18 protein-coding genes are annotated in these 24,093 nt (G+C 59.6%); 6 read left to right on the top strand and 12 right to left on the bottom strand.

Annotated elements, in window-relative coordinates:
* Nucleotides 1-75: 75 nt before the first annotated feature.
* On the bottom strand, nucleotides 76-867 hold the full coding sequence (locus tag AAGD24_RS03615; protein WP_228210347.1) for an alpha/beta fold hydrolase: 792 nt from the start codon (nucleotides 865-867) through the stop codon (nucleotides 76-78).
* Between the two features lie 433 nt (nucleotides 868-1,300).
* Between AAGD24_RS03615 and AAGD24_RS03610 the strand changes: the two genes are divergently transcribed.
* From AAGD24_RS03610 to AAGD24_RS03600, 3 genes are all read left to right on the top strand, one after another.
* Nucleotides 1,301-2,365: an AraC family transcriptional regulator gene (locus AAGD24_RS03610; RefSeq protein ID WP_087148992.1), complete on the top strand. Its 1,065-nt coding sequence runs from the start codon at nucleotides 1,301-1,303 to the stop codon at nucleotides 2,363-2,365.
* Nucleotides 2,362-3,798, top strand: a complete 1,437-nt coding sequence (gene cls / locus AAGD24_RS03605; protein ID WP_136634177.1) for a cardiolipin synthase — start codon at nucleotides 2,362-2,364, stop codon at nucleotides 3,796-3,798. The genes AAGD24_RS03610 and cls overlap by 4 nt, the downstream gene beginning before the upstream one ends.
* Nucleotides 3,799-3,906: 108 nt before the next feature.
* Nucleotides 3,907-4,581, top strand: coding sequence for a GntR family transcriptional regulator (locus AAGD24_RS03600; RefSeq protein ID WP_036203076.1), 675 nt, complete (start codon nucleotides 3,907-3,909; stop codon nucleotides 4,579-4,581).
* Nucleotides 4,582-4,593: 12 nt separating this feature from the next.
* Here the strand turns inward: AAGD24_RS03600 and AAGD24_RS03595 are convergent, their stop codons facing one another.
* A complete protein-coding gene (locus AAGD24_RS03595; protein ID WP_199446909.1) occupies nucleotides 4,594-6,798 on the bottom strand; it encodes a patatin-like phospholipase family protein in 2,205 nt (734 codons plus the stop codon).
* A gap of 12 nt (nucleotides 6,799-6,810) precedes the next feature.
* Nucleotides 6,811-7,422, bottom strand: coding sequence for a hypothetical protein (locus tag AAGD24_RS03590; protein WP_036205590.1), 612 nt, complete (start codon nucleotides 7,420-7,422; stop codon nucleotides 6,811-6,813).
* A gap of 219 nt (nucleotides 7,423-7,641) precedes the next feature.
* Between AAGD24_RS03590 and AAGD24_RS03585 the strand changes: the two genes are divergently transcribed.
* Entirely contained in the window at nucleotides 7,642-8,004 is a 363-nt protein-coding gene (locus AAGD24_RS03585; protein ID WP_036203070.1) for a hypothetical protein, read from the top strand.
* A 10-nt stretch (nucleotides 8,005-8,014) separates the two neighbouring features.
* Here AAGD24_RS03585 and AAGD24_RS03580 read toward each other — a convergent pair whose 3' ends face one another.
* Complete coding sequence (locus AAGD24_RS03580; RefSeq protein WP_091642220.1) at nucleotides 8,015-10,843, bottom strand: transporter substrate-binding domain-containing protein; 2,829 nt, start codon at nucleotides 10,841-10,843, stop codon at nucleotides 8,015-8,017.
* Nucleotides 10,844-10,984: 141 nt separating this feature from the next.
* On the opposite strand from AAGD24_RS03580, the gene AAGD24_RS03575 reads away from it, so the two are divergent.
* Entirely contained in the window at nucleotides 10,985-11,218 is a 234-nt protein-coding gene (locus AAGD24_RS03575) for a DUF2789 domain-containing protein (protein WP_036203064.1), read from the top strand.
* Between the two features lies 1 nt (nucleotide 11,219).
* On the opposite strand, the gene AAGD24_RS03570 is transcribed toward AAGD24_RS03575, so the two are convergent.
* From AAGD24_RS03570 to AAGD24_RS03540, 7 genes are all read right to left on the bottom strand, one after another.
* Complete coding sequence (locus AAGD24_RS03570) at nucleotides 11,220-12,896, bottom strand: GGDEF domain-containing protein (protein WP_041332620.1); 1,677 nt, start codon at nucleotides 12,894-12,896, stop codon at nucleotides 11,220-11,222.
* A 48-nt stretch (nucleotides 12,897-12,944) separates the two neighbouring features.
* Complete coding sequence (gene xerC, locus AAGD24_RS03565; protein ID WP_052479374.1) at nucleotides 12,945-13,898, bottom strand: tyrosine recombinase XerC; 954 nt, start codon at nucleotides 13,896-13,898, stop codon at nucleotides 12,945-12,947.
* Nucleotides 13,899-13,900: 2 nt separating this feature from the next.
* Complete coding sequence (locus AAGD24_RS03560; RefSeq protein ID WP_036203058.1) at nucleotides 13,901-14,647, bottom strand: DUF484 family protein; 747 nt, start codon at nucleotides 14,645-14,647, stop codon at nucleotides 13,901-13,903.
* Between the two features lie 16 nt (nucleotides 14,648-14,663).
* Nucleotides 14,664-15,629: a diaminopimelate epimerase gene (dapF, locus tag AAGD24_RS03555; protein WP_052479657.1), complete on the bottom strand. Its 966-nt coding sequence runs from the start codon at nucleotides 15,627-15,629 to the stop codon at nucleotides 14,664-14,666.
* A 14-nt stretch (nucleotides 15,630-15,643) separates the two neighbouring features.
* Nucleotides 15,644-16,894 carry a diaminopimelate decarboxylase gene (gene lysA / locus AAGD24_RS03550; RefSeq protein ID WP_036203055.1) on the bottom strand — a complete coding sequence of 417 codons (1,251 nt, stop codon included), beginning with the start codon at nucleotides 16,892-16,894 and terminating at the stop codon, nucleotides 15,644-15,646.
* Nucleotides 16,895-16,932: 38 nt separating this feature from the next.
* Nucleotides 16,933-17,112, bottom strand: a complete 180-nt coding sequence (locus AAGD24_RS03545; protein WP_041332617.1) for a lipoprotein — start codon at nucleotides 17,110-17,112, stop codon at nucleotides 16,933-16,935.
* A gap of 87 nt (nucleotides 17,113-17,199) precedes the next feature.
* Nucleotides 17,200-20,070 carry a class I adenylate cyclase gene (locus AAGD24_RS03540; RefSeq protein WP_199480619.1) on the bottom strand — a complete coding sequence of 957 codons (2,871 nt, stop codon included), beginning with the start codon at nucleotides 20,068-20,070 and terminating at the stop codon, nucleotides 17,200-17,202.
* A gap of 134 nt (nucleotides 20,071-20,204) precedes the next feature.
* Between AAGD24_RS03540 and AAGD24_RS03535 the strand changes: the two genes are divergently transcribed.
* Nucleotides 20,205-22,649, top strand: a complete 2,445-nt coding sequence (locus AAGD24_RS03535) for an EAL domain-containing protein (protein WP_136634172.1) — start codon at nucleotides 20,205-20,207, stop codon at nucleotides 22,647-22,649.
* On the opposite strand, the gene argH is transcribed toward AAGD24_RS03535, so the two are convergent.
* Entirely contained in the window at nucleotides 22,650-24,041 is a 1,392-nt protein-coding gene (argH, locus tag AAGD24_RS03530; RefSeq protein ID WP_036203046.1) for an argininosuccinate lyase, read from the bottom strand. It abuts the gene before it with no gap.
* Nucleotides 24,042-24,093: the final 52 nt, after the last annotated feature.

Below are 24,093 nucleotides of genomic sequence, written 5' to 3'. Positions count from 1 at the left end.
TGTCAGATACGATTCCGTAACCTTATCAGACACCCGCCAGCGGCTAAACTGGCAGGTACCCGCCGCTACCAGGCGCTAATCCGTGAGAAAACGACGACACAGTGCCGCAAAGCTGTCGGGTTTCTCTGCGTGCAACCAGTGCCCTGTGCCGTTGATGATTCGCAAATCCGCTGCGGGAAAGCGCTGACGGATGTCGTCGCGGTGTTTCTCCTGGATATAGGCCGAATCGGCCCCCTTGATAAACAATACCGGACCTTCAAACGGCCCGCCCCCCTCCGGTGCCTGCGCAAGGCGGGGATAACATTGCTCTATCACCGGCAGGTTCAGCCGCCAGCGGTACGGTCCGGGATGCTGGCCTTGTTCGTCATCCCCCACCCGCACCAGGTTCTTCAGCAGGAACTGCCTGACACCAAGCTCCTCTACATGGTCTGCCAGCACCCTGTCGGCATCCTGTCGCGTGCGGATAGAGCCCAGATCCACTGAGGTCAGCCCCTCCAGCACCGCATCATGACGGGGTTTATAGGTCACAGGTGCGATATCCGCCACGATAATTCGCTCAACCCGGCCCGGAGCTTGCAATGCCACCTGCATCGCGGTCTTTCCGCCCATGGAGTGCCCCAGAATAGACGCCTTTTCCAGCCCCTGAGCATCCATGTAAGCCAACACATCGTCGGCCATAGCCGGGTAATCCATGGTGTCGGTATGGGGCGAAGCGCCGTGATTGCGCTGATCCAGAGCATGAATCTGCCACTGGTCCTGCAGGCGACGGGTGATGCCTCCCAGATTTTCCAGCGAGCCAAACAGGCCATGGAGAAGGATCAATGGCGGGCCTTCGCCGGTAATGCGGTAATTGAGTTCAACACTCATGGTCATGACCTCCTGGAGTCGCCGGACAGGTTCGTGTGAGAACGGGCTGCTATCGTTACGCCGACTACATTACCATCGAATGTTATTGGAACAAGGGCAAGCCGCAGGCTTACCCGACAACCGGTCAGATAATTCAGGAAAAAAAAAGCCGGGGTCTCCCCCGGCTCAGGTCATAAACGTTTGCTGAAACTGATTAGCAGTAGTACATGCTGTTCAGGTACTCAGCCAAAGCGGCAATATTGGAGCGCTCCAGCTCGTTATGGGGCACAAAAATTTCCAGTTCCATGAAAACACCTCCAATCCAGATGTGCGAGTGAGAATCCTCGATGACTTAATGCTATCGTTGTTAGGACAATAAACCGTTGACAGGCTGTCCCACAGGTTTGACATTTTGTATCAGCACCGATGAATTCCTGTTAACCCTCAATCATAGGTGACCGTGAACTCACCCCAGGCAAAAGCCACCACATCGCCACTGGTTGCAGCCTCGAGCACGCTGGCCCTGGTTCATTACCTGGACCGCCAGGGCGTGCTGGACATCCCCACCGTTGAGCGGATCGCCGGGTTCAACAAAAACGAGCTGGCAGACCCGGACCTGCGCATTCCGGCCGAGCGCCATTACCGCCTGTGGGAACACGCTGAAAAGGTCACCGGAGACCCTGCCGTTGGCCTCCATGCCGGCCAGGTGGTCGATCCTGACCGAATGGGCCTGGTCGGCCACGTGTTTTTCAATTGCGACACTCTCGGCGAGGCCGTTACCCAGTATGTTCGCCTGCACCGGTTGATTAACGAATCGGTGATCCTGAGTTTTGAACAAACCGGCGAGCAGGCCATCCTGACCTGGCAGGCGGACACCCCCGGGCACTACTGTCGCCAGGATATGGACCGGACGCTGGCGGCGGCTCTATGCCGCACCCGGCATTTCATCCACCCATCCATCGTTGCCGAGTGGGCCGAGATCGCCCACCCGAAACCGGGCTATGCCGATGAATACCAGCGATTACTGGGTGGCCCGGTGTTTTTTGGCTGTGGTGCAACTCGCCTGGCCTTCAGTAGCCACCACCTGAGCCATCCGATTCCCCATCGCAACCCCTACGTTTATTCCGCCGTGCTGAAGCAGGTCAACGCAGTGCTGGCCCGGCTGCAAAGCAGGCGTACCTTCGGCCGCAAGATCCGGCGACTGATTTCACGCCAGATGTCCACCGATCGCATCGACGCCGACACACTGGCGAAACAGTGCCATATGAGCCGACAAACCCTATATCGACGGTTAAAGAAAGAAGGGCTTGGATTTCACGAGCTGGTGGAGGAAGTCCGCAAGGACAAAGCCATGCGCTACGTGGCGTCGGACCACTACGCATTGGGCGAAATCGCTTTCCTGCTGGGTTTTTCCGAGCTCAGCGCCTTCAGCCGCGCGTTCAAGCGCTGGACCGGGATGGCACCGGCCCAGTACCGCGCCCGCCACCTGAACATCGACAATGGAGACGCGCCGGAATGAGTATCGCTGACGTGCCCTGGCTGCCCCTCGCACTGGCCCTGATCTACCTGGCCGCGGCTGCCTGCATCTATCGGATACTGATGACCTACCGCGTGGCACAGGGAGCCATCGCCTGGATTCTGGCACTGATCGGCCTGCCCTATGTCGCCGTTCCCATGTTCCTGTTGTTCGGACGCAACCGGTTCGGCGGCTATATCAGGGCCAGACGCACCGGCGACGCCGCGCTGACGGAACTACTCAACCATTTCGAACAGCAGACGGCAGCGGTCAGCAAACGCAACGATGAACATGTTCCGGACGAACTCCAGGTCCTCTGCAAGCTGGGCCGACAGCCGTTTACCACCGGGAATCGATGCGACCTCCTCAAGAATGGGGAAGCCACCTTTGAGGCGCTGTTCGATGCCATGGAAAACGCCCGACACTACATTCTCCTGGAGTTCTACATTGTTCGCTCCGACAAGGTCGGCCAACGCATCAAGTCGATCCTGAAACGCAAGCTGGCCCAGGGCGTTCAGGTCTGGTTCCTCTATGACGACATTGGCAGTGTCTGGCTACCGCGGAAGTACCTCCGGGAACTGGCCGCCGCCGGTGCAAAGGTTGCCTCGTTCGGAGACGGCAATTTTCGTCGCATGCGCCTGCAGGTCAACTTCCGCAATCATCGGAAACTGCTGGTCTGTGATGGTGAGGTCGGATTTGTCGGAGGCATCAACCTCGGCGACGAGTATCTGGGCACTGCCATGGACGAGGAGCCCTGGCGTGACAGCCACTGCCGCATTACCGGCCCGGCGGTGACCGGGCTGCAACTGGCCTGGCTCGAGGACTGGAACTGGGCCAGTGAGGACTTCCCGACGCTCAACTGGACGCCTTCCCAACCGACGCCTGGCAACCAGGAAGTTCTGATTCTGCCCACCGGCCCGGCGGATACCTACGAAACCTGCACGCTGTTTTTCCTCAATTGCATCAACAATGCCCGTACGCGGATCTGGATCGCTTCGCCCTATTTCGTGCCCGACGTTCAGATCATGAACGCCCTGCAACTGGCGGCCCTGCGGGGTGTGGACGTGCGAATCATTATCCCCGAGAAATCTGACAGCCGGCTGATCCGACTGGCTGCGTACTCATACCTGGTACAGGCATGCCGCGCCGGCATTGGCATCTATCGCTACCAGCCGGGCTTCATGCATCAGAAAGTCGTATTGGTGGATGACCGCTACGCGGCCATCGGCACCGCCAACCTGGACAACCGCTCGATGCGACTGAACTTCGAGATAACCGCCATCAGTACCGCCGTTGAGTTTGTGAGCGGCATTGAACATCTGCTGGAACAGGATCTCACCACCAGTCGACTGATGACGGAACGGGATTACCGGGACCGTTCTGTGGCCTTCCGGTTGACGTGCCGCACCATACGGTTGCTTGGCCCCCTGCTCTGAAACCCTCCACCAGGGCCTGGCCCGTTTTGGTGTGCCCATTTTCCATACGCAAAGAATGTGAGAGTATTCCAGAACCATTGAGCCAGCATGCTGTAACGAAGCAGGACCATGACCACATTCAAGCCTCGCGAAACCCTGACCGAACAGGTCGCCCGTCACATCGAAAACCTCATCGCTTTCGGTCAGCTTCGCTCCGGCGAACGCATCTACGAAAGCGCCATGGCAAAGCAAATGGACGTAAGCCACGGGTCGATCCGCGAAGGCTTGCTGCTGCTTGAAAAACGCCATCTGGTACAGAACGTGCCCCGCAAGGGCGCATTCGTTACGCCGCTGGACGACTATTTTGTACGCAGCCTGTACGAAGTGCTGCAACTGTACCTGACCCATACCGGTCGCAAGCTGGTGCGGCAGTGGCAGGCAGCCGACATGGACAAACTCGAATCCCTCTACCAGCGTATGAAAGGCTGCCATGACAATAACGACCTGCTGGCGTTTCTGGAGCTGGGCATAGAGTACACTCAGGCCTCACTGGCCTATGCCGACAACTATTTCATCATTTCCGCCATTGAGGATCTGTGGCCATCGGCAAAACGTTGCGCCTTTGTGGCGTTCCAGCGTGGTGGCAACCGGGTGCTGGAAGACAACCTGGCCCATGTGCGGGAATCGATCGGTGCGATCAAGGAACGGGACGAGGAACGTCTTGCGGCCATTCTGGCCGGGTACGCGGAACAACAGTGTCAGCAGGTGCTTGACGCTATTCACAGCGCATCGGCTACGGCTTGAGCAACGGGCGGCTCATTCAAACAACCGGGTAAACGAAAAGCCGACGTTGAGGTAGGCACTCCAGTCATCCCGGTTGTTGTAGGCCGTGGCAATCTGCACCGGTCCCAGAAAGGTTTCAACGCCGGCAAACAGGCTCCCAGAGCGCAACAGGTTGTTCCAGCGGGCCTCCCCCAGCGAGGACCAGGCGTTACCAGTCTCGAACCCGGCTCCGGCAAACCAGGGCACAAACGGCCCGCCAAATTCCTGCCGGACAAAGACGCCTGCCAGAGCCGCATCCTCTCCCGCCACTTCGCCCTGGCTGTATGCCGATAGCCGGTGAAAGCCGCCCAGCAGTACTGAATTCTCGATGCCGGCAACGCCCTTGGTGACCGCGTTGGCATACAACAGGCCGGTGATACTCGCCCGTCTCCAGCTTGCGGTGCCCAGGGCCATGACGGTGACCGAATCAAAATGACGGTCGGACCCAAGGCCCGGGCGCTCGAACCGGCCACGGATGCCGGCGAACCCGCCGGACTCCGGCAGGAAGGTATCGTCGAGGGAGTCGTGAACAAGCTGGAGCCGGAGACTGCCACTCTGGATGGAGCCGGAGGGCGCCATCGGTTCGCCGATCTGCTCGTCGACGGTGGCGTAGCCCCGCACATACTCAAGACGCACCTCTCCGTTTACACCCAGTTCGGTACCCAGGGCCAGATCCACCTGGCGATTGGTGATATCCACTTCGGTTATGCGCTCGCCTTCGCCATCGAACGCACTCAGGCTTTCACGGGAATAGGCACCGCCCAGCGTGAGGAATCTTTCGAAACCATAGTCCAGTGGCTGGAACCATTCGGTTCGAACCCGGGGCTGGGTGCCCAACTGAAGCCCGGTCGTCCACTCACCGCCCAGGGCATTCAGCCCCGTCATCCGCAACGACGTGGCGACATTAAACCGAGTATCGTTCTCGAAATTGTCTTCGTAGTTCAGGCCAAAGGACAGGTAGTTCGGCCCCCAGCTTTTCTCGCGAACCCGGATAACCAGGTCCGTGCCGGGGCCGTCGGTCGGCACCAGCGAATAGGAAACGGTTTCATAGTAACCAAGACCGTAAATACGCTTGAGATCCTCCTCCAGTGCATCCACATCCAGAGGCTCACCCGTCTGCTGGCGTATGCGCTCACGAAGGAAATCCCCCGCCAGGCGAGAACGGTCGTCAATGCGAATATCGGTGATAACGCCCGGGTTGAACGAGTGCGCCTTCAGGCGACCGCGAAATCGATCCCACTCATCATCACTGACGCTCAGATGACGAAGTTCCCCTGCGTGACCACGAGCACTGCTGGCGCCCAGCTCAAACAGCGCCGGAGCCTCATAGAAATCTGCTGAGGACAAGCCCTGCAGATCCGGTCGCATCAGGATGTCCTGATCATCCAGCAACTTGAGCTGCCGCTCGGTGTTTTGCCGCGTCATCATGGTGGTCAACTGACCAACCACAGAGAACGCCTCGCGTATGTCCTCCCGCTCCAACAGGGGATCGGTGATGTCCACGGCAATGACAATGTCGGCCCCAAGCTCATGGGCCACGCTGACCGGCAGGTTATTGGCCACACCTCCATCCACCAGCAAACGCCCATTCAGTGTGACCGGCGCATAGACGCCGGGAATACTCATGCTGGCGCGGATCGCTTCCGACAGGTTGCCACTGCCGATCACCACTTCCTCGCCGGTTTCCAGGTCCGTGGCGACGGCCCTGAACGGGATGGCCAGTTCATCAAAATCTTCAACCAGGGCTGCATCACGGGTGAGCTCATTGAGGATAAAACCGAGGTTCTGACCGGCGATGATACCGCCCCCCAAATGCAGGCCGTCCATGCGCACACCGATGCCGGGCGAGACCGGGTAGCGCCAGTCCTGACGCTTGCGCCTGACAGGCTTGTAGGCACGGCCCGGGTCGTCACGAAAACTGGACACCCAGTCCATCTCGATAAAGCGCTCTTCAATCTCCTGGACCTCCATACCAGAGGCATAGAGTGCCCCAACCGCGGAGCCGGCACTGGTGCCCACCACAATGTCCACGGGCACCTTCAATTCTTCCAGCACTCGCAGCACACCCACATGGGCCATGCCCTTGGCCCCTCCGCCGCTTAGCACCAGGCCCACTTTCGGCCGCCCTACGTCGGCCATAAGGGGCATAGCTGCGAGCACGGCAAGCAGGAGGGCGGTCAATCTGGCTGTTAACATCATCCCGTCCGACTGTCAGGCATCGTCTGTGGGATCCTCGTCCGCCAGGGACAGGTGAGAGACATCAGGTACAACCGGTGGTGGAACCTCACGCTTCACGCCCAGGTCACTGCCCGGAGGCGCCAGTGTCCAGTCGTCCAAATGCTGGAACATGGGAGCGGGAGCCTCCCGGTGTTCCTCAAGCGTGACGCCAACGGGGTCAAGTGTCAGCCCGGACCCGGAAAGAATGCTGTCGACTTTATCGCCCGCCACTGGCAAGCGGTCGCCCGGCTCCACGGCAACGGCGCTCCCGGACCCGGCATCAGTACCCGCTGCCCCTGCTGGGGGTGTTGCAGGGGCAGGTTTTGGCTCAGCCTGTGGTTGAGCGGCGGGCGCCGCGCGCTCGGCTGCAGAGGCAACGGCGCCCTCCATGGGCTGCACATAAGCCACCATGCCGTGCTTTTGCAGCACCGCGCGGTACTTTTCCGCCTGGACTTCCTCCAGTTTGTTGCGGATAACGACTGGCTGACCGCTGAACATACGCTCAATCTGGTCCACCGTTGCCTTGAACAGGGTTCTGGCATTACTGCGGGCGGTTGCCGGGTCGGTTCCCGGTGTGCATTCACCTTTGAAGACGAGTTGGAACATCATCCTGCCTCTATGCGCTTCTGTTTTTATCCATAGTAGTTGATCCTGGCAGGCTGCGGAAATCCACACCCAGCCGATGGATTCTCTGAACATTGCAAACAATTGAAAAATTCGTGCAAAAAATACGCAAACCTGTTCGCACTCTGCGATAATCATCAGTAACTAAACGTTACATATGTTTACATTGATCGACGAACCGATTCCAAAGGAGCGGCTCTCATGGCCATCAAACGCATCACCGGCGCTCTCAGCCTGTTACTGGCACTGGCCTCGCAACCGGTCATGGCAGGCAACCTGGACGTGTTGCTAAGTGGAATCTTCCCCGATAAACAAGCTACTTACATTGGCTATGAAAGCATTGAGCGTGAAGACATTCCCGCCACATCGGCCGTCGAGCGTAAATACCTGATCGTCGATTTCAGATTCGAGTCCGAGCCCCCTCAGGAACAGCTTCAGGCCAACGTACACCGGGTCTGCATGGCTCTGCTGAAAGATCGCGAGCTGATTCGCTCGCTGTCCGACTCGGGCTACGACATGGTCGCTGTCGCCTTTGACCGCAAGTCGCAGTTCGACTGCCTCTGACACTGTCCAGTCACTGATCCCGTCCCAGAAGGCGCGGAAAGGATTCGAGAGCACTGTTCACGGAATCCAGGTTAAACGCCTCCACGTCCGCCAGCAGTTTCTCTCCATATCGGGTAACCGAGGGCGAACGGAACCGCTTACCCCATTCCAGCACCCGGTTGGCAAAATCCTTCATCTGTTCCGGATCGCCGCTTTCACGTACCGTCTCCCACTCGTCGCCAAAATCCCGTGCAAGTTGCTCCTGCAACCATCCACGCTCCTGCATGCTGAGCGTCTGTGCCAGCAGTCGTTCCGACTCCTGGGGCGTACCATCTTCTTCGGCCTGGGCACCGGTTGCCTCAACCCGAGGAAGCTTGACCGTAAAGGTGGAGCCCGAGCCAGGCTCACTCTCAACCTGCAGTTCACCGCCCATCATGCGCACCAGCTTGCGGCTGATGGCCAGGCCCAGCCCCGTGCCCCCATAACGCCGCGTGTTCTGCCCTTCCTGCTGCTCAAAGGCGTCGAAGATCTGCTCCTGCTGGCCGGGAGGAATGCCGATGCCGGTATCGGACACCGTCACAACCAACCGGTAAAAGCAGCGACGATCTGCCTCACTGGCCACCTCTTCGACCGGCTGCTTCTCCGATGACTTCCGCGGTGTGGCCGTGGCGCGGACCGTCACACCACCTTCATGGGTAAACTTGATGGCATTGCCAACAAGATTGAAAAGCACCTGCCGCAGTCGTGTTTCATCCAGCATCATCGCCGCCGGCATCTTGGAGTCAACGCTGACTTCCAGCGAGATACCCTGCTCGGTGGCGCGCAGGTCGAATATGTGGCGTACATCACTGAGCAGCCGCCGCACCGACACCGCCGAATACTCCAGCCGCATCTTTCCTGCTTCGATGCGGGACAGGTCCAGGATGTCGTTGATCAGCATCAACAGGCTGCGGCTGCCCGCGCGAATGGCATCCAGGTAATTCCGCTGCTGGGGATCCTTGACGGTATTACTGAGCAAGTCGCTGTAGCCAATCACCGCGTTCATCGGCGTGCGGATCTCATGGGACATATTGGCGAGGAATTCGCTTTTCGTCAGGCTGGCCGCCTCAGCTTCCCGCGCCAGGCGTTCCGCCTCCAGCTTGGCCGCCCGAAGTTCGTCTTCGCTGCGGCGTAGTGCGTTTTCAGATCGGATTCGCTCGTCCACCTCCCGTGACAGTTTGCGGTTCCAGTATAGGAAGATCAGCACCACCACTAAGGCGATAAGCACGATCCGGCGCACCACGGTGTAGTCCGTTTCCTGCTCGATATCCAGGTGGATCCAGCGATTGTAGATCGACTCGGTCTCGGCCGCGTCCAGACTGCCCAACGCTTTATTGAGGATACGCTGCAGTTCGGGCCGCTCCTTGCTGACGGCAAACCTCAGCTCATACTGGTAAGGCGTAATGCTCGTTATCCGAAGGTTGGACAACCCCAGGCGGGCAACGGTATAGCTGACTGCCGGAATATGAGTCACCATGACGTCGAGGTCGCCGTTGGACAGGGCCAGCAGCCCTTCCTCGATGGACGTCATCGGATACAGATCGAGATTGGGGTGGTTGATCAATAGGTAGTCATGCCCCGCCTGGCGGTTAACCACACCCACCTTTTCGTCTCTCAGCTCCCTCAATTCGCCGATAAAGCGACCGTCGTCACGGATGGCAAGGGCAATGGGAACGGTCAAATAGGCACGGCTGAACAGGAAAGATTCCTCGACCCTTGGGGTTCGGGACATTGCGGGCAGTATATCCACCTCCCCCGAACGCAAAGCGTTTTCCTCATCGGCGCTGTTGTCCATCACCTGACGGCTGAAGCGAATGTTCAGTTGTTCTTCCAGGCGTTTGACCAGATCCGGCACGAGCCCGGCAGACTGACCATTCTGGGTATACTCGAACGGCGGCCAATCCGGCCGGAAGGCCACTCGAAGATTCGGGTTTTGATTGAGAAATGCCCTCTCGTCAACCGACAGGGAAATGGCGGAGGGATCCAGTTCCGGCAACTCGGTCTGCAACCACGACTGGCGGATCGACCGGTGCTCACCGTGGTCAATCGCCAGAACTGCCTGGTTGAGCACCCGATACAACTGGTCGCGCTCCTGGTCATTCTCCTGGTGACTCTCCGCTGCCATTTCCAGCACCACGTCGACCGATTGCTGGTTCAGCAGCGTGGCCACCCCAACCCCATTGACCATGGCAGACTGCAGATAGTCCGACACCACCGGAACCGGGCCCAGAAACGCATCCGCCTGTCCTGACAACACCCTGCCAACGGCTTCGCTGATACTGGAAACCGGCACGGGTGAAAAGCTATCGACAGGGTCAAGCAATGCGAACTGGTTGGGATCGTTGGTGATCAGGGCAATGTTCGCGTCCTCAAGGTCCGAGAGCGTGCGAATGCCTGCATCATCGGCACCAACGAATATGCCATAGGTCAAACTCATCAGCGGCGAGGAAAGCACTACATTGGAAGGAGGGGAACGATGGGCCAGATGGGTACTCAACCGGGCATCCAGGGTCCCATCCTGCAACCATTCACCGAGTTGTTCTTCCGGAGCCGACACCGGCTCAATAGGCACACCAAGCTTCTCTGACAGCCGATTGAGGTAATCAATGAAGATGCCCGCCAGCTCCCCCTCGCCGGTATCAAACACCAGCGGCACCTGACCACTTCGCACCCCGACCCGGAACGATTCTCTCTCCGCCAGCCAGCGCAGATCCTCGCTACCCAGCACCGGCGCCGGAGAGGGTTGCGGCGGCTCAGCAGCGGGCACGCCGGGCACCAGAATAGCGGTCAGCAACAGCACAAAATGAAAAACGGACCTCACTGGATATCCTCACCGGTTCGGCTACAGTTCAGGGAACCATACCCGTAAATTCTTCCGATTGCATTCAGCGGGTTACCCGATCTACTCTGATCGTGCCCACAGCGTTTTAAAGCACCGGCTACCTTGGGGAGAACCATAACCATGGATACCAGCAAACACGATTTCAGCACGCTTTTTGAACAACTCGGTATGCCATCCGACAGCGTCAGCATTGAGAGTTTTATCGCCCAGCACTCGCCACTGCCCCCGGAAATTGCGTTGCAGGATGCCCCTTTCTGGTCGGAAAGCCAGTCACATTTCCTCGAAGAGGGCCTCGAGGACGACTCTGACTGGGCGGAAATTATCGATGAGCTCGATGCCCTGATGCGGCACTGAGTCAGACATCACGTCCTGCAATAAGCACCTGGTCGCGGCCGGAGTCCTTGGCGAGGTACAGAGCCTTGTCGGCCCGGTCGAACACATCGTCCTCGTCATCGTCCCCATCAAATTCCGCTAGCCCTGCCGAAAACGTCACCGACACCGGTTCTCCCCGGAAATGGAACGGCAGCTCCGCGATATGCCCGCGCATGCTATCCAATACCGACCGGGCGTTGTCCACATTGGTTTCCGGCAACAGGATCACGAACTCTTCCCCGCCAAAACGGGCGATGAAGTCGGTTGCCCTCAGCCGCTCACGGAGGGCACGGGCAACCAGTTGCAACACGCGATCACCCGCCTTGTGGCCATAGGAATCGTTCACACGCTTGAAAAAATCAATATCAAGCACACAGACCGACAGTGAATGACGATAACGCTGCCAGCGCTGATACTCGAACGACAGTCGCTCCTGCCAGGCTTCCCGGTTGGGTAATTGGGTCAGGACATCGGTAAGGGCTTTTTCGCGTTCCTCCCGGAGTTTTTCCCGGACCTGTTCCGACTGGGCCTCCATCGTCACCAGTTTTTCCTGCATGAGCTCCAGTTGCAGCGACAGGTTGCGCTCGCGCTCGGACTCCTGCTCCCGAAACCGCTCGACGGCCCCACTGATCGTCTCGAGGTGCTGGCTCACTGAGTCTTTCAGCCCGTCGAAGTCAACGCTGCTTTCCACTTGCTGGCCGAACGACCATAGCTCCTGGCGGATATCGCGATCCAATTCCTGCGAGGCATCCAGTCGCCCGGCCTGGGCATTCGCCTGCTCAGTAAAACACTGGCGCAACGCGTCCAGCCGTTCATCGAGACGCCGAAGGAAGGCCTCAAACTCCCTTTGCCCCCGGGTAACCGCGGCGATTACCAGTTCCGCCACGCTGCTCAGCCCCTCCCGCAGCTCATCCCAGTTATCGCTGCTCAACAGCGATTCCTGTAGCCGTCGGGCTCTTGCCTCCGACGCAGCCTCCAGTGTCACCTGATCCAGCATATGCCCCAGCAGTTCACCAACCCGCCGTGCAATCTTCAGGCGTTCGCTATCTTCTGTGCCAGGCATCGCCAGTTCAACGGCAGGCGAAGCCAGCGTGTTCTCGGCGGCTTCCGCCAACATCGGCTGGTCGGACGGCTCCTGGCTTCCCCGGCCACCAAACAGCCGGCCAAACCGACTTCGTTTGCGATCCTGCCCGTCACCGCTGCCCAGCCCAGTTTCCAACACCAATGCCAGATCGACCAACCATCCGGTCGCATCGAGCTGAAGGGTTTCCGGTTTCCGGAGTCGCTTCTCCAGGTCTCGAATACGGTCCTTGCCGGATTTGAACATAGGATGGGAGCGCAGTTCCGACAGCAACTGCTCGAATGTGGTTCTCAGCCGGTCCGTGGATTCAGACTTGCGGTCGTCCAGGGCCGCCACCTGACGGTCAATTCTCTCCTGCAAATCCCGCCAGCTGTCTGCGTTGAGAGGGGGCTTTCGTAACTCGTCACGAACCCGTTCCAGCAAACGGTCCAGCTCCGCAGTCTGTCCTTCGGACGCCAGACTGGTACGCACCAGCATACGCTGAAGCAGGTTTCTTTCAGCTTCCCAATGCGATTCACGCTGTTCTGAAGATTCAAGTGCCTGGAGGTACTTATCCTTCCAGGATGGGTCCGATGACATTTAGCGCTCCTGGCCCTTTTACTGGACGCCTGTTCCGTGACTGATGCCTCAACGATGCTCCGTTTCCTGCCTGTTACCGCGACGGCGAGCCCTGGGATGGCTCTGATCGTAGACCTTTGCCAGATGCTGGAAATCCAGATGAGTATAGACCTGGGTCGTCACGATGTCCGCATGGCCCAGCAACTCCTGCACCGCTCGCAGGTCACCACTGGACTCCAGCATATGGCTGGCGAAGGAATGCCGAAGCAGGTGGGGATGCAGTCTTTGGTCCGCCCCTTTCGACATTCCCCACCGGCTGAGGCGGGACTGGATACTGCGAGTACTGAGCCGATCACCTCGCCGGCTCACATACAGGGCATTCTCTCCGTCTGGCGCCATCGCTCCGCGCACGTCAAGCCACCGAGCCAGCGCCTCCAACGCCCTTCGACCAACCGGCAGGAGGCGTTCCTTGCGCCCCTTACCCAGCACCCGGACCTCCCCACCTCGGACGTCTACGGATTGGAGATCCAGCCCCGCCAGTTCCGACAACCGCAGCCCTGAGGAATACATCAGCTCGAACATGCTCAGGTCGCGAATTTCCAGCGGATCATCGGGCGTTGCGTCCAACAGGTGATTGAGCTGGTCCACATCCGCCACCTTCGGTAGACGCCTACCGGACTTCGGAGCCCGGATGTCCAACGCCGGATTGTCGACAGCCAGGTGTTCCCGTAACAGGTATTCGTAGAACCGGCGGATGGCAGACAGGTGACGAGCGATACTCCGACCGCCCAAACCTTCACGGCTGAGCTGGGCAACGTATCGTCGCAAGTCGTGGCTGGTGACCGACCGCCAGGCCGGTGACGGTAGATGCTCAACCCACGCAGCAAAGCGGTTCAGGTCATCGCGATAACTGCCGCAGGTGCGTGGTGAGTGTCGCTTCTCCGACGCCAGATAACGCAGGAACGCGGCCACAGGCTCTGCCAGTGTGGCAGCCGGGCCGGTTTCCTCGTCAGCCAGCGACATGGTCAGCGGGACTCCGCGACCACATCGGTGACAGGCAACGTGGCGGCATGCCTTTGCAGGATAGGCGGCAACAGACGGCTCAGGGTGTCGCTGATGTAGGTCAGGAAGAGTGATCCCATACTCTGGTCGAAGTACCCGGGTTCGCAACTACCCACGGCAAACACCCCGACCAATTCGTTGTTACGCAGTGGCACTAACGCCACGGAGGCAATGGGTTCCTCCCGGTCCGGGAACAGGAAACTGCGCTCGCTCTCACGGAACTGGCCACAAACGGCGCGATCCCCTTCCAGCAAGCCACCCAGGCGCGCTTTCGCCTCATCCGGCGACACCACGTGTAGGGCGCCTTGCGCCGCTGCCGGCAACTCGCTGTCGGTGAAGAGAATCACCGAGGCCGCGTCCAGACCGAAATCACCACGGATACTGTCATCAATCGCGGCGGCCATATCATTCAGGTTGCGGGCCTCGATCACCTGCATCAGCAGGCGCTTGCTCTTTTCGAACAGACGGTCGTTGTGGCGTGCAATGGACACCAGCTCTACCAACTCGCGACGCAAGGTGTCGCGCTGTTCGCGAAACAGGTGCACCTGGCGCTCTACCAGCGAGATCGCCCGGCCGCTGTCGTGGGGCAGGGTCAGGCTGCGCAGGAGCTCGTCCTGATCAATAAAGAAATCGGGGTTATTCCGCAGATAATCTGCGACGGCTTCCCGGGTGAGCCCTTCGGCCTTCTTGTGGGCCGTTTGTTCTGTCATGCTGCTCTCCTGATGGTCAGGGCCTTGATGTGGCCGGCTGGCGATGGCGATTGTTCTGTCGGTTGGTACCTGATTTTGCATCGCTGTGCCGCGTGCTCTTACGTCGTTTCGGGGGCTGGTCTGCCGGCAGGCGAAGCTGACCCTCGAAAACGCTGGCCGTCGGGCCTTCCATCATAACAGGGGCCCCCTCACCCTGCCATTCGATGACCAGGCGCCCGCCTTTCAGCTCGACGTCCACCCGGCTGTCCAGCAGCCCTCGCAGGCAGCCGGCGACCACCGCCGCACAGGCGCCACTGCCGCAGGCCATGGTTTCGCCGGAACCACGCTCGAACACCCTCAGGCGAACGCGGGTCCGGTCAATAATCTGCAGGAACCCGATGTTGGCCCGCGCCGGGAACCGCGGATGGCTCTCAAGCCTGGGGCCAAACTCGCCTACCGGGGCGGTATCCACGTCATCCACCAATAGCACCCCATGGGGATTGCCCATGGAGACGGCACTGAGTTCCACGGTATCACCGCCGAGTTCCACCGTGTACACGTCCTTGCGGCGGTCGGCAGCGAACGGGATGGCCGGAGGATTGAGTTCAGGAACCCCCATATCGACGGTGACCATGCCTGCACGTCCGACTCTCAATTCGATAACGCCCTTGGCGGTCTGAACCCGGATCACCTTCTTGTTGGTCAGGCGCTGGTCGCGGACAAAGCGGGCAAAACAGCGGGCCCCGTTGCCGCACTGCTCGACTTCCGAGCCATCGCTGTTGAATATCCGGTAGCGGAAGTCCACATCGGGAAGCCCCGGGGGTTCAACCACCAGCAGCTGATCAAAGCCAATGCCGAAATTCCGGTCGGCCAGTTCGCGGATCATCTCCGGGCGCAGGCGAAAGGGCTGGCTGATGGCGTCCACCACCATGAAGTCGTTCCCAAGACCGTGCATCTTGGTGAAGTTAAGCATTGGGCCCTGATTGCGCCGGGACTGACTCATCTCCGCCTCTCCACTCATTCCGGCAAACAGCTTTCTGGGCCAAGCTGTTCTTCCAGGGTTTCCCGCCGACGCACAATGTGCACCTGTTCACCATCAACCATCAGTTCCGGTGGACGGTTACGGGTGTTGTAGTTGGAGCTCATCACAAAACCATAGGCCCCGGCGGACCGAACCGCCAGCAAATCGCCCGCCTGGAGTCTCAGCTTGCGATCCTTGCCGAGGAAATCACCGGTCTCACACACCGGCCCAACCAGGTCCCACGCTTTCTCGTCACCGTCGTTGCGGGGCGTTACCGGGACAATGGATTGCCACGCGCTGTAGAGCGCGGGACGAATCAGGTCGTTCATTGCCGCATCTATGATGGCGAAGTTGCGATGTTCAGTGCACTTGAGGAATTCCACCCGCGTCAGCAAGATGCCGGCGTTGGCGGCAATGGACCGCCCCGGCTCCATGATCAGCTCCAGCGACCGATCGCCCAGGCGTTCCGCCAGCGCGGTCACATAATCCGACGGTTGCGGCGGCTGCTCCTGATCGTAGGTGACCCCCAGGCCACCGCCCATGTCCAGATGCCGGATATTAATATTCTTTTGCGCCAGGGCATCGATCAGTTCCAACACACGGTCCAGCGCATCGAGGAAAGGTGACACCGACGTGAGCTGCGAGCCGATGTGACAATCCACACCTTGTATGTCCAGGTTTGGCATGGCAGCGGCACGCTCATAGACGGCCGGAGCTTCCGCAATGTCGATGCCGAACTTGTTCTCTTTCAGCCCCGTGGAAATATAGGGGTGGGTACCGGCGTCCACGTCCGGATTCACACGCAGGGAAACCGGCGCCCTGACACCGAGCTCACCCGCCACTTCGTTCAGGCGATCCAGTTCGGTGTCGGACTCCACATTGAAACAGCGAACACCGGCCTCGAGGGCGCGGCGCATTTCCCAGCGCTGTTTGCCGACCCCGGAAAAGACGGTTTTCGCAGGATCCCCGCCAGCACGGATCACCCGCTCCAGTTCTCCGGCAGACACAATATCAAAACCGGCGCCGAGCCTTGCCAACACGTTCAGCACGGCGATATTACTGTTGGCCTTGACGGCGTAGCACACCAGGTGTGGCCGACCGGCAAGCGCATCATCATAGGCGCGGTAATGGCGCTCGAGGGTGGCGCGGGAATAGACATAGGCTGGCGTACCAAAACGCCGGGCAATGTCCTCAACCGCCACGTTCTCAGCGAACAATTCACCGCTGCGGTAATTGAAGTGATCCATGGATTTCCTGAGCCTGTTATCGGGGCAGCCTGCCGAACCTAGTGGTCTTCAGCCGGTTCGCTGCTGTCGTGTTCGCTGGATTTCTGACTGGGTGCGGCCTGCTCGGTTGCGGCATCGTCACTGGCAGGTGCCTGACGATACAACGGCCCCTTCTGGCCACACCCAACCAGAAACACGACCATCACCAGCAGGAACGTAAGTGTCTGTCCTGGCTTCATGGGTAGCTGCCCCCGTTGTCTGTATGCACGCAGTATACCTGAGTGAGGCCGCGCCCGGCGAGATGCTACCACCCACGATTCCGGATACTACAGATGCCGGTTCAGCAAATCTTCCAACTCGGTACGGTAGTAGAGATACTGGATGGTCTGGATATGCTGCTGGTATATCTGTGGATCCAGGTCATGGGGTAGGTGAACATCCGTCAGGTAGACCGGGTAGCGCTCGTCACTTTGGCGGAGCGAACGAATATAGTGGGCCACCGCGGGTATCAGCTGGTCTCCATACTCCTGGACGGTAAATTCCTGGTCGCCACAGAAAATATCGAAACGCACCTGAGAGTCACCCTCCTGAATACCGATAGCCTGTACATCCAGCCCGGGCAGGCGCACGTTGCTGTCGGCGTCCGGCCGCCTCTCCGCACGCCACTGACTGTCGCGAAGCACCATCTCATAGCACTGGACACCTGCAACATCGGTCACGGCGTCCAGTTGTCGCAACTGCCGGCGTTCAATCAGGTTCTCCAGGAATCGCAGCAAGGGCACCAGCAGGAAGCGACGATTGGTGTAACCCTGCTGCCAGCAGAACACCGATCCCAGTTCATCCACGACCCACACCTTCGCGGTCTCTCCTGTGACCCGGTAGAACACCTGAATGTTATCCGGCTCGCTGGCATGGCACACGGCGCGTAATGGCAGGTCATCCAGCAAGGCGTATTGGTCAAACACCACTGGCACGTAGGATTCCTGCGGTTTGGACAGATACGCCATCAGTGCTTCGTTGCTGTCCAGGGCCACGAATCCGGGCTCAGCGCCACTGAATTGAAGCAGGAAGTATCGCCGATCCATCTCGATGACGTAACGCAGGGGATGAGGGCCAACACCGCCGGCGAAGAAATAACGCATCACGTCCATGAACAGCTCGCGTACGCGCCGGGCTATGGCGGCTCCGTGGCCTGTGCTGTGGCTATGAACCATGATATCCGGCAACCGGTCCGGAGCGTTGGCGACTGATGCCAGCACGTTTTTGAGGCACTGCACCAGCGTGTCTCCGGCAGCGTAGTGCTGCAAACTCACCTCGTGCCAGCTATTGAAGGTGACCTGGTCAATGGTATTCACAAGGTTTTCCCGTCCACCGCTGAAGCCCAGTGAATCGTGACGGGCGCTAAGCTTGTGCAAGCCCCGCTCGGTCAGATAGGCCTGAGGGTCGACCCCGACATTGACAAACAGCAGGTTGCGCAGCGGGTGCACACCCCGGGAAAGCGCCTCCCGGCCAGCCGGCTCCACCGGGAATGGCAGGAACGCACCAAGTGCATCCAGCATTTCCCGCAGTTCTGCCACCGAGGCAATGCTGCTGCCGGCTCGCACATTCAACCGTGTGGCCCGGGTCAGCAAGCCGTTGTAATAGCCCCACACCAACAGTTCACTGAGATTGCCCGAACGGCGTATGACCGGTTGCCAGAGCGCATCTGACGGGTCCTCAAGATCACGGTATAGCAACCAGCCGTCGTGACCAGCCGAACCACCCTGTTCCGACTGGTGATGGAACGCAAGATTCTCTTCTGCCAGGGAGGGGGCTAGCCCGGGGTTGATCTGCTCTACCTTCCCGGCCTTACGCTGAAACGCCGCATACAACTTACGCCCCAGCAGGTTCATGTCATTGCTGGTGATGGCCGCACGGGTGCCATGATCCCGAGCCAGCCGAGACAACAGCCGGTAGCTGTGGGTCAACTCGGCCACCACGGCCCGCCGAAGGGTGACCACGTCCTCTGCGCGCCAGCGGATCCGGTTGTCCAGGTTTTTCAACTCAGCAGCCGACCAGCCCCAGGAGTCCACCAGGGCCTGCAACAGCCTGGCTCTCCAGCCTGAGAGGGTCTGTGCCGAACGGGTAAGCGGCAGGCCTGCCTTGAGATAAAGGCTCTGACGCACCAGGACCAGGCGTTGGGGGGCATCTTCTTCAAGCAGCCACTGCTCAAGGCGTTCGTAAAGCAGTACGTAGGGATCGAGCCGGTCAGGGTTGGTTTCACCGGAATACACCGCCGCCTTGAAGACCCGGGACAGCAGTGGTTTCTCATCGCTCTCTTGGCTCTCATTACTACGGGCATAACACTCGATCAGCAGCAGCTTGAGGATCGACTTCCAGGGCATGTCGATGCCTTTGTACAACTGCCAGACTCCAGCCCCCAGAAACTCTTCCTGCGGTATCGAGGACACGGGGCCGAAATCAATGTACTCATCACCCCGGATAAAACGGCAGTCAATCAGCTGCCGGGCGCACTCGTCATAGCGTCGCTCATCCTCCACGGGGACCAGCCACCACAATGGATAACGGCCGCCAAGATGAATGCTCGTGCGGTAGAATTCGTCCAGCAGCAAATAATGCTGTGAACTGCCGCAGTTTTCCCCGGTCACTTCCGCTCGCTGCCTTCCGGCACGCCAGTCAGCGGCGGAAAACACAAACACATGAAGCTCAACCCCCAGGCTTTCGGCCCAGATGGACAGACTTTGAGCCTTACGTTCCAGGCAACGCACGCCCCGCTCCGAGAGATCCGGGCGATGACACAGCCAGATATCCAGATCACTGGCCACCGAATGGCCCAGGGTCCCGGGGCTGCCCATCAGGAAGAGGGCTTCCAGGTCTGGTTTTCTGCGCCCCTCGTCCTTGAGTGAAAAGGTTCTTGCCAGGCGCCGGGCAGCGTTCAGCGTGGACTCAGGGGGCCGATAGTGGCTCAGTCCGTAAGGGCAGTCGCTGTCGAGATAGCCGGGCAAAGCCGGGTGATTAAGATGGAACACCAGTGGCAACACTTCAAGGACAGCCTGTTGCCGATAGGTCAGGGCCGAATGGGCACGATCCCAGCGCTCCCGGTTGACAGCCATGAACCGGTCCCGCAGCCGGCGCAGCGTTTTTCGGTCTATACCCTCATCAAAGTCCAGGGCAATAGGAGCGGTTTGGATGGTCAAGGCGACTCCGCGGGAGAGGTTCTTTCCGATACCATTATCAGTATGATGACCGAATCGTGGCAAAATCGGCAAAAAAATAAAAGCGGGAGAACATTAGCACGCTCCTGCCACAACCTGGCTGAGGCTTTTCCGTCGTGAAAGAATTCTTTATCCGTCGAGACCGTTCCGACACCCCCCAGGGTGCCGAACGTCGAACCCTGATCCGCATCAACGACGACGGCGTGATCCTGTTCGCTGATCATCACGCCGAGGCAGTGTTGGGCTACGACGCCAGCGAACTGGAGGGTCGCAAGGTTCAGTGCATCCTGGCCGCACGCCAGGACGATCCCTTTGCACCGGCCCATCGCCACCGAATTGATAATGGCGAGTCGATACTGATCACCTTCCGCCACAAAGAAGGCTTTTTCTTCACAGCGGGTCTCAGCCTGCGCATGGACATTCGCGATTCCGACCAGGCCGCCAGCGCATTTATAAGCCAGCGGGACCATTCCCCCATCGACCACCGCCTGATTCGGCTGACTGAAACTTCGGCCGGCGTTGGCATCTGGGAGCTGGACCTCCACAGCAATGAGCTGATCTGGACGGACGGCATGTATCATTTGCTGGAATTAAGACCCGGTAGCGAAATCACGCCCGAACAGGCACTTTTCTACTGCCAGTCCAGCCAGGGCAGGATACGCGCCCTGTTCCGTCGCTGCATCCGCACCGGGCAGCCCTTCTCCCTGACGCTGGATCTGATAACCGCGCGACAGAACGTTCGCCAAGTGACGTTGACGGGCCGGGCCCTGAAAGCCGGCGAACGGATACAGCGACTGGGCGGAACGCTGGTTGACCACACGCCTGAGCGCAATCACACCCTCGCCCGCCAGCAGGCGGAGCAAATGCTTGGCGCCACGATCAACGCCACCAACGACCTGGTGGTCGCCGTTGATCGCCAGCTAAACCTGTTGCATTTCAACCGCGCCTTCAGTCGCCAGTTCGAGATTACCTTCGGCCTCCGGCCGGAATCCGGAAGCAACCTGAGCGCCGTATTGCAGGGCTTCCCCAACGAACGACGGCTTATCGAGCGACTCTGGCACCGCGCCTTCGAACGCGACAGCTTCGTGGTGGAAATGCCCATGGCGCAGCAGCACCGGGAGCTGCCCCTGTACGAGATCCACTATCAACGCCTGACTAATGACCAGGGCGACGTGATTGGCGCCGTTCATGTGGCCCGGGACATCAGCGACCGCCTGCAGAATTCCTCCAGCAGCGAATACCGCGTCCAGCATGATCCGGTCACCGGCCTGATGAACCGCAAAGCCTTCCTGGGCCGCCTGCAACGAACACTGGAGCAGAAGCCACGGCGGGAGAGCAGTGACAGCCTGCTCTATCTCGACCTGGATGGGTTTGACCACTTCAACGACATCGCCGGCAGCGGCACCTGCGACCGTTACCTGCGTGAGCTGGCCGGCAATCTCGGGGTCAAGATCCGACAGCGGGATGCGCTGGCACGACTGGCCGGCGACACCTTCGCCCTGCTGATCGAAAACTGCCCCGAAGCGCGCGCCCGCAAGATTGCCGACAGCATTCTCGAGCTGATCGGCGGCTTCGTGTTCCACTGGCAGGACAAGCAGTTACAGACAACGGCCAGTGGCGGCCTGCTGTTTCTGGACGACGACGCGCCCACCGATTCCGAACAACTGCTGACCCAGGCGGCTGACCTGTGCCACACCGCAAAAACGTCCGGTCGCAACCGGATTCATGCCGCCCGGGCCATGTCCCTGTCGCTGGACGAGGGCACGGCCAACGAGGTGCTGGCACAAATCCAGCAGGCACTCGACAGCGGCTACCTGAAGCTTGAATACCAATCGCTGCGCCCCGTGGCCAGCGTTACGTGGGGCGACCACATCGAAATACTGACCCGGATTCCCGGTGAGACGCCTGACAGCCCTCCCCTGACCCCGGACGCTTTCCTGCCCGTTGCCGAACGATTTGACCTGGCCAAGCGCCTGGATCGCCAGGTGATCCGTCAGACCCTGGCCTGGCTCGAACAGCACCGTCTGCTGGAGCCGCGCCTCAAGTACTGCGGCTTCAACCTGTCCCTGGCGAGCGTACTGGATGACTCGTTTGCGGACTTTATGGAAGCCGCACTGAAAGGATCACCCTTTGCCCCGGAATGCTTCTGCCTGGAGATAAGGGAAGCCCACGCCACCCAATACCCGGACGATGTCGCGGTGCTGTGCGACAGCCTGCACCGCATTGGCTGCCGGGTAGCGCTGGATGGTGCGGGAGCGTCGGTGGAAAGTTATGGCCTGGCGGCAAAGCTGCCGGTGGACATCATCAAGCTGGACCACAAGATCATGCAGCACCTGAACGACGATCCAGTGCAGCAGGTAATGGTAGAGGCGCTTCATAAAATAGCGGAAGCCTCGGGCAAGGTGACGGTCGCCACCTTCATTGAGAACGACGACACCCTCCGAAAGGTACGAACCCTTGGAATTCACTACGGCCAGGGCTTCCGCCTCTACCGGCCACGCCCACTGGAGGAGCTGAAACCGGTGGAGGTTACCCTGACCACGGGGAAGATCGGCGGCTAGCTAGAGTGCCTGGCGCGCGCGTGCGACTGCAGCGCGCACCTGCTTCGGCGCAGTGCCGCCAAGGTGATCACGCGCCTGCACGGAGCCTTCCAGCGTCAGCACATCGAACACGTCTTCGCCGATGACGTCGGAGAAGCGGGTGAGTTCTTCCGTGGTCATCTCCGAGAGGTCACGCCCTTCGGCAACGCCAAACGCAACCGCTTTGCCCACAATTTCATGGGCATCGCGGAAAGCCACGCCCTTCTTGACCAGATAGTCCGCCAGATCAGTTGCGGTGGAGAATCCCCGCTTGGCCGCCACGCGCATGTTGTCGGCCCGCGCTTCGATGGCCGGGATCATATCCGCGTAAGCCTTGAGGCAGCCTTTCACGGTGTCCACGGTATCGAACAACGGCTCCTTGTCCTCCTGATTGTCCTTGTTATAGGCCAGCGGCTGGCTCTTCATCAGGGTCAGCAAACTGATCAGGTGGCCGTTCACCCGGCCGGTCTTGCCACGTACCAGTTCGGGCACGTCCGGATTTTTCTTCTGGGGCATGATCGACGACCCGGTGCAGAAACGGTCCGGCAGGTCGATGAAATCAAACTGGGCAGAGGTCCACAACACCAGTTCTTCGCTGAAGCGCGACAGGTGGGTCATCAACAGGGCGGCAAAGCTGCAAAATTCGATGGCAAAATCCCGGTCACTCACGGAATCCAGGGAATTCTCACTGGCCCGATCAAAGCCCAGCAATTTTGCAGTGATGCCGCGATCAATCGGATAGGTTGTGCCCGCCAGCGCCGCAGCACCCAAGGGCATCACATTCACACGCTTGCGGCAGTCCTGCAGGCGCTCGGCATCCCGCACCAGCATTTCGTACCAGGCCAACAGGTGATGACCGAAGGTAACCGGCTGAGCGGTCTGCAGGTGGGTAAATCCCGGCATGATAGTCTCGGCTTCGCGCTCGGCCAGATCCAGCAGGCCGGCTTGCAGGCGCCGAAGCTCTTCGGCGATGACGTCGATTTCGTCGCGCAGGTAGAGGCGAATATCTGTGGCCACCTGATCGTTGCGGCTGCGACCGGTGTGCAACTTCTTGCCCGTGATGCCAATCCGATCCGTCAGTCGCGCTTCAATGTTCATGTGCACGTCTTCCAGACTGACCGACCACTCAAAGGTGCCGGCCTCAATGTCCGCCTTGACGGCTTTCAGGCCGTCAATAATAGTGTCACGCTCTTCCACAGTCAGCACACCCACTTCCGCCAGCATGGTGGCATGGGCAATGGACCCGGTAATATCGTGATGGTATAGGCGCTGATCAAAGCCCACGGAAGCGGTGAAACGCTCCACAAAGGCATCGGTGGGTTCGGTGAAACGACCGCCCCAGGGTTTCTCGGCGCTCTTGTTCTGATCCGTCATGGTCTATCTTTCCTGCTGACAGCCCGGCATCATTCTGCGGGAATGGGTAAAT

This window comes from Marinobacter sp. M5B (genome assembly GCF_042604615.1).
In the GTDB taxonomy this organism is placed as follows: domain Bacteria; phylum Pseudomonadota; class Gammaproteobacteria; order Pseudomonadales; family Oleiphilaceae; genus Marinobacter; species Marinobacter salarius.
Note: the sequence above shows the minus strand (reverse complement) of the source record. Positions and strands in the feature narration are given on the sequence as shown.

Bases quoted from the DNA above. Each gene is read 5' to 3' on its own strand.
- AAGD24_RS03615 (WP_228210347.1), bottom strand. From the start codon at position 867: ATGAGTGTTGAACTCAATTACCGCATTACCGGCGAAGGCCCGCCATTG.
- cls (WP_136634177.1), top strand. From the start codon at position 2,362: ATGAGTATCGCTGACGTGCCCTGGCTGCCCCTCGCACTGGCCCTGATC.
- AAGD24_RS03600 (WP_036203076.1), top strand. From the start codon at position 3,907: ATGACCACATTCAAGCCTCGCGAAACCCTGACCGAACAGGTCGCCCGT.
- AAGD24_RS03595 (WP_199446909.1), bottom strand. From the start codon at position 6,798: ATGATGTTAACAGCCAGATTGACCGCCCTCCTGCTTGCCGTGCTCGCA.
- AAGD24_RS03590 (WP_036205590.1), bottom strand. From the start codon at position 7,422: ATGTTCCAACTCGTCTTCAAAGGTGAATGCACACCGGGAACCGACCCG.
- AAGD24_RS03585 (WP_036203070.1), top strand. From the start codon at position 7,642: ATGGCCATCAAACGCATCACCGGCGCTCTCAGCCTGTTACTGGCACTG.
- AAGD24_RS03575 (WP_036203064.1), top strand. From the start codon at position 10,985: ATGGATACCAGCAAACACGATTTCAGCACGCTTTTTGAACAACTCGGT.
- AAGD24_RS03570 (WP_041332620.1), bottom strand. From the start codon at position 12,896: ATGTCATCGGACCCATCCTGGAAGGATAAGTACCTCCAGGCACTTGAA.
- xerC (WP_052479374.1), bottom strand. From the start codon at position 13,898: ATGTCGCTGGCTGACGAGGAAACCGGCCCGGCTGCCACACTGGCAGAG.
- AAGD24_RS03560 (WP_036203058.1), bottom strand. From the start codon at position 14,647: ATGACAGAACAAACGGCCCACAAGAAGGCCGAAGGGCTCACCCGGGAA.
- dapF (WP_052479657.1), bottom strand. From the start codon at position 15,629: ATGAGTCAGTCCCGGCGCAATCAGGGCCCAATGCTTAACTTCACCAAG.
- lysA (WP_036203055.1), bottom strand. From the start codon at position 16,894: ATGGATCACTTCAATTACCGCAGCGGTGAATTGTTCGCTGAGAACGTG.
- AAGD24_RS03545 (WP_041332617.1), bottom strand. From the start codon at position 17,112: ATGAAGCCAGGACAGACACTTACGTTCCTGCTGGTGATGGTCGTGTTT.
- argH (WP_036203046.1), bottom strand. From the start codon at position 24,041: ATGACGGATCAGAACAAGAGCGCCGAGAAACCCTGGGGCGGTCGTTTC.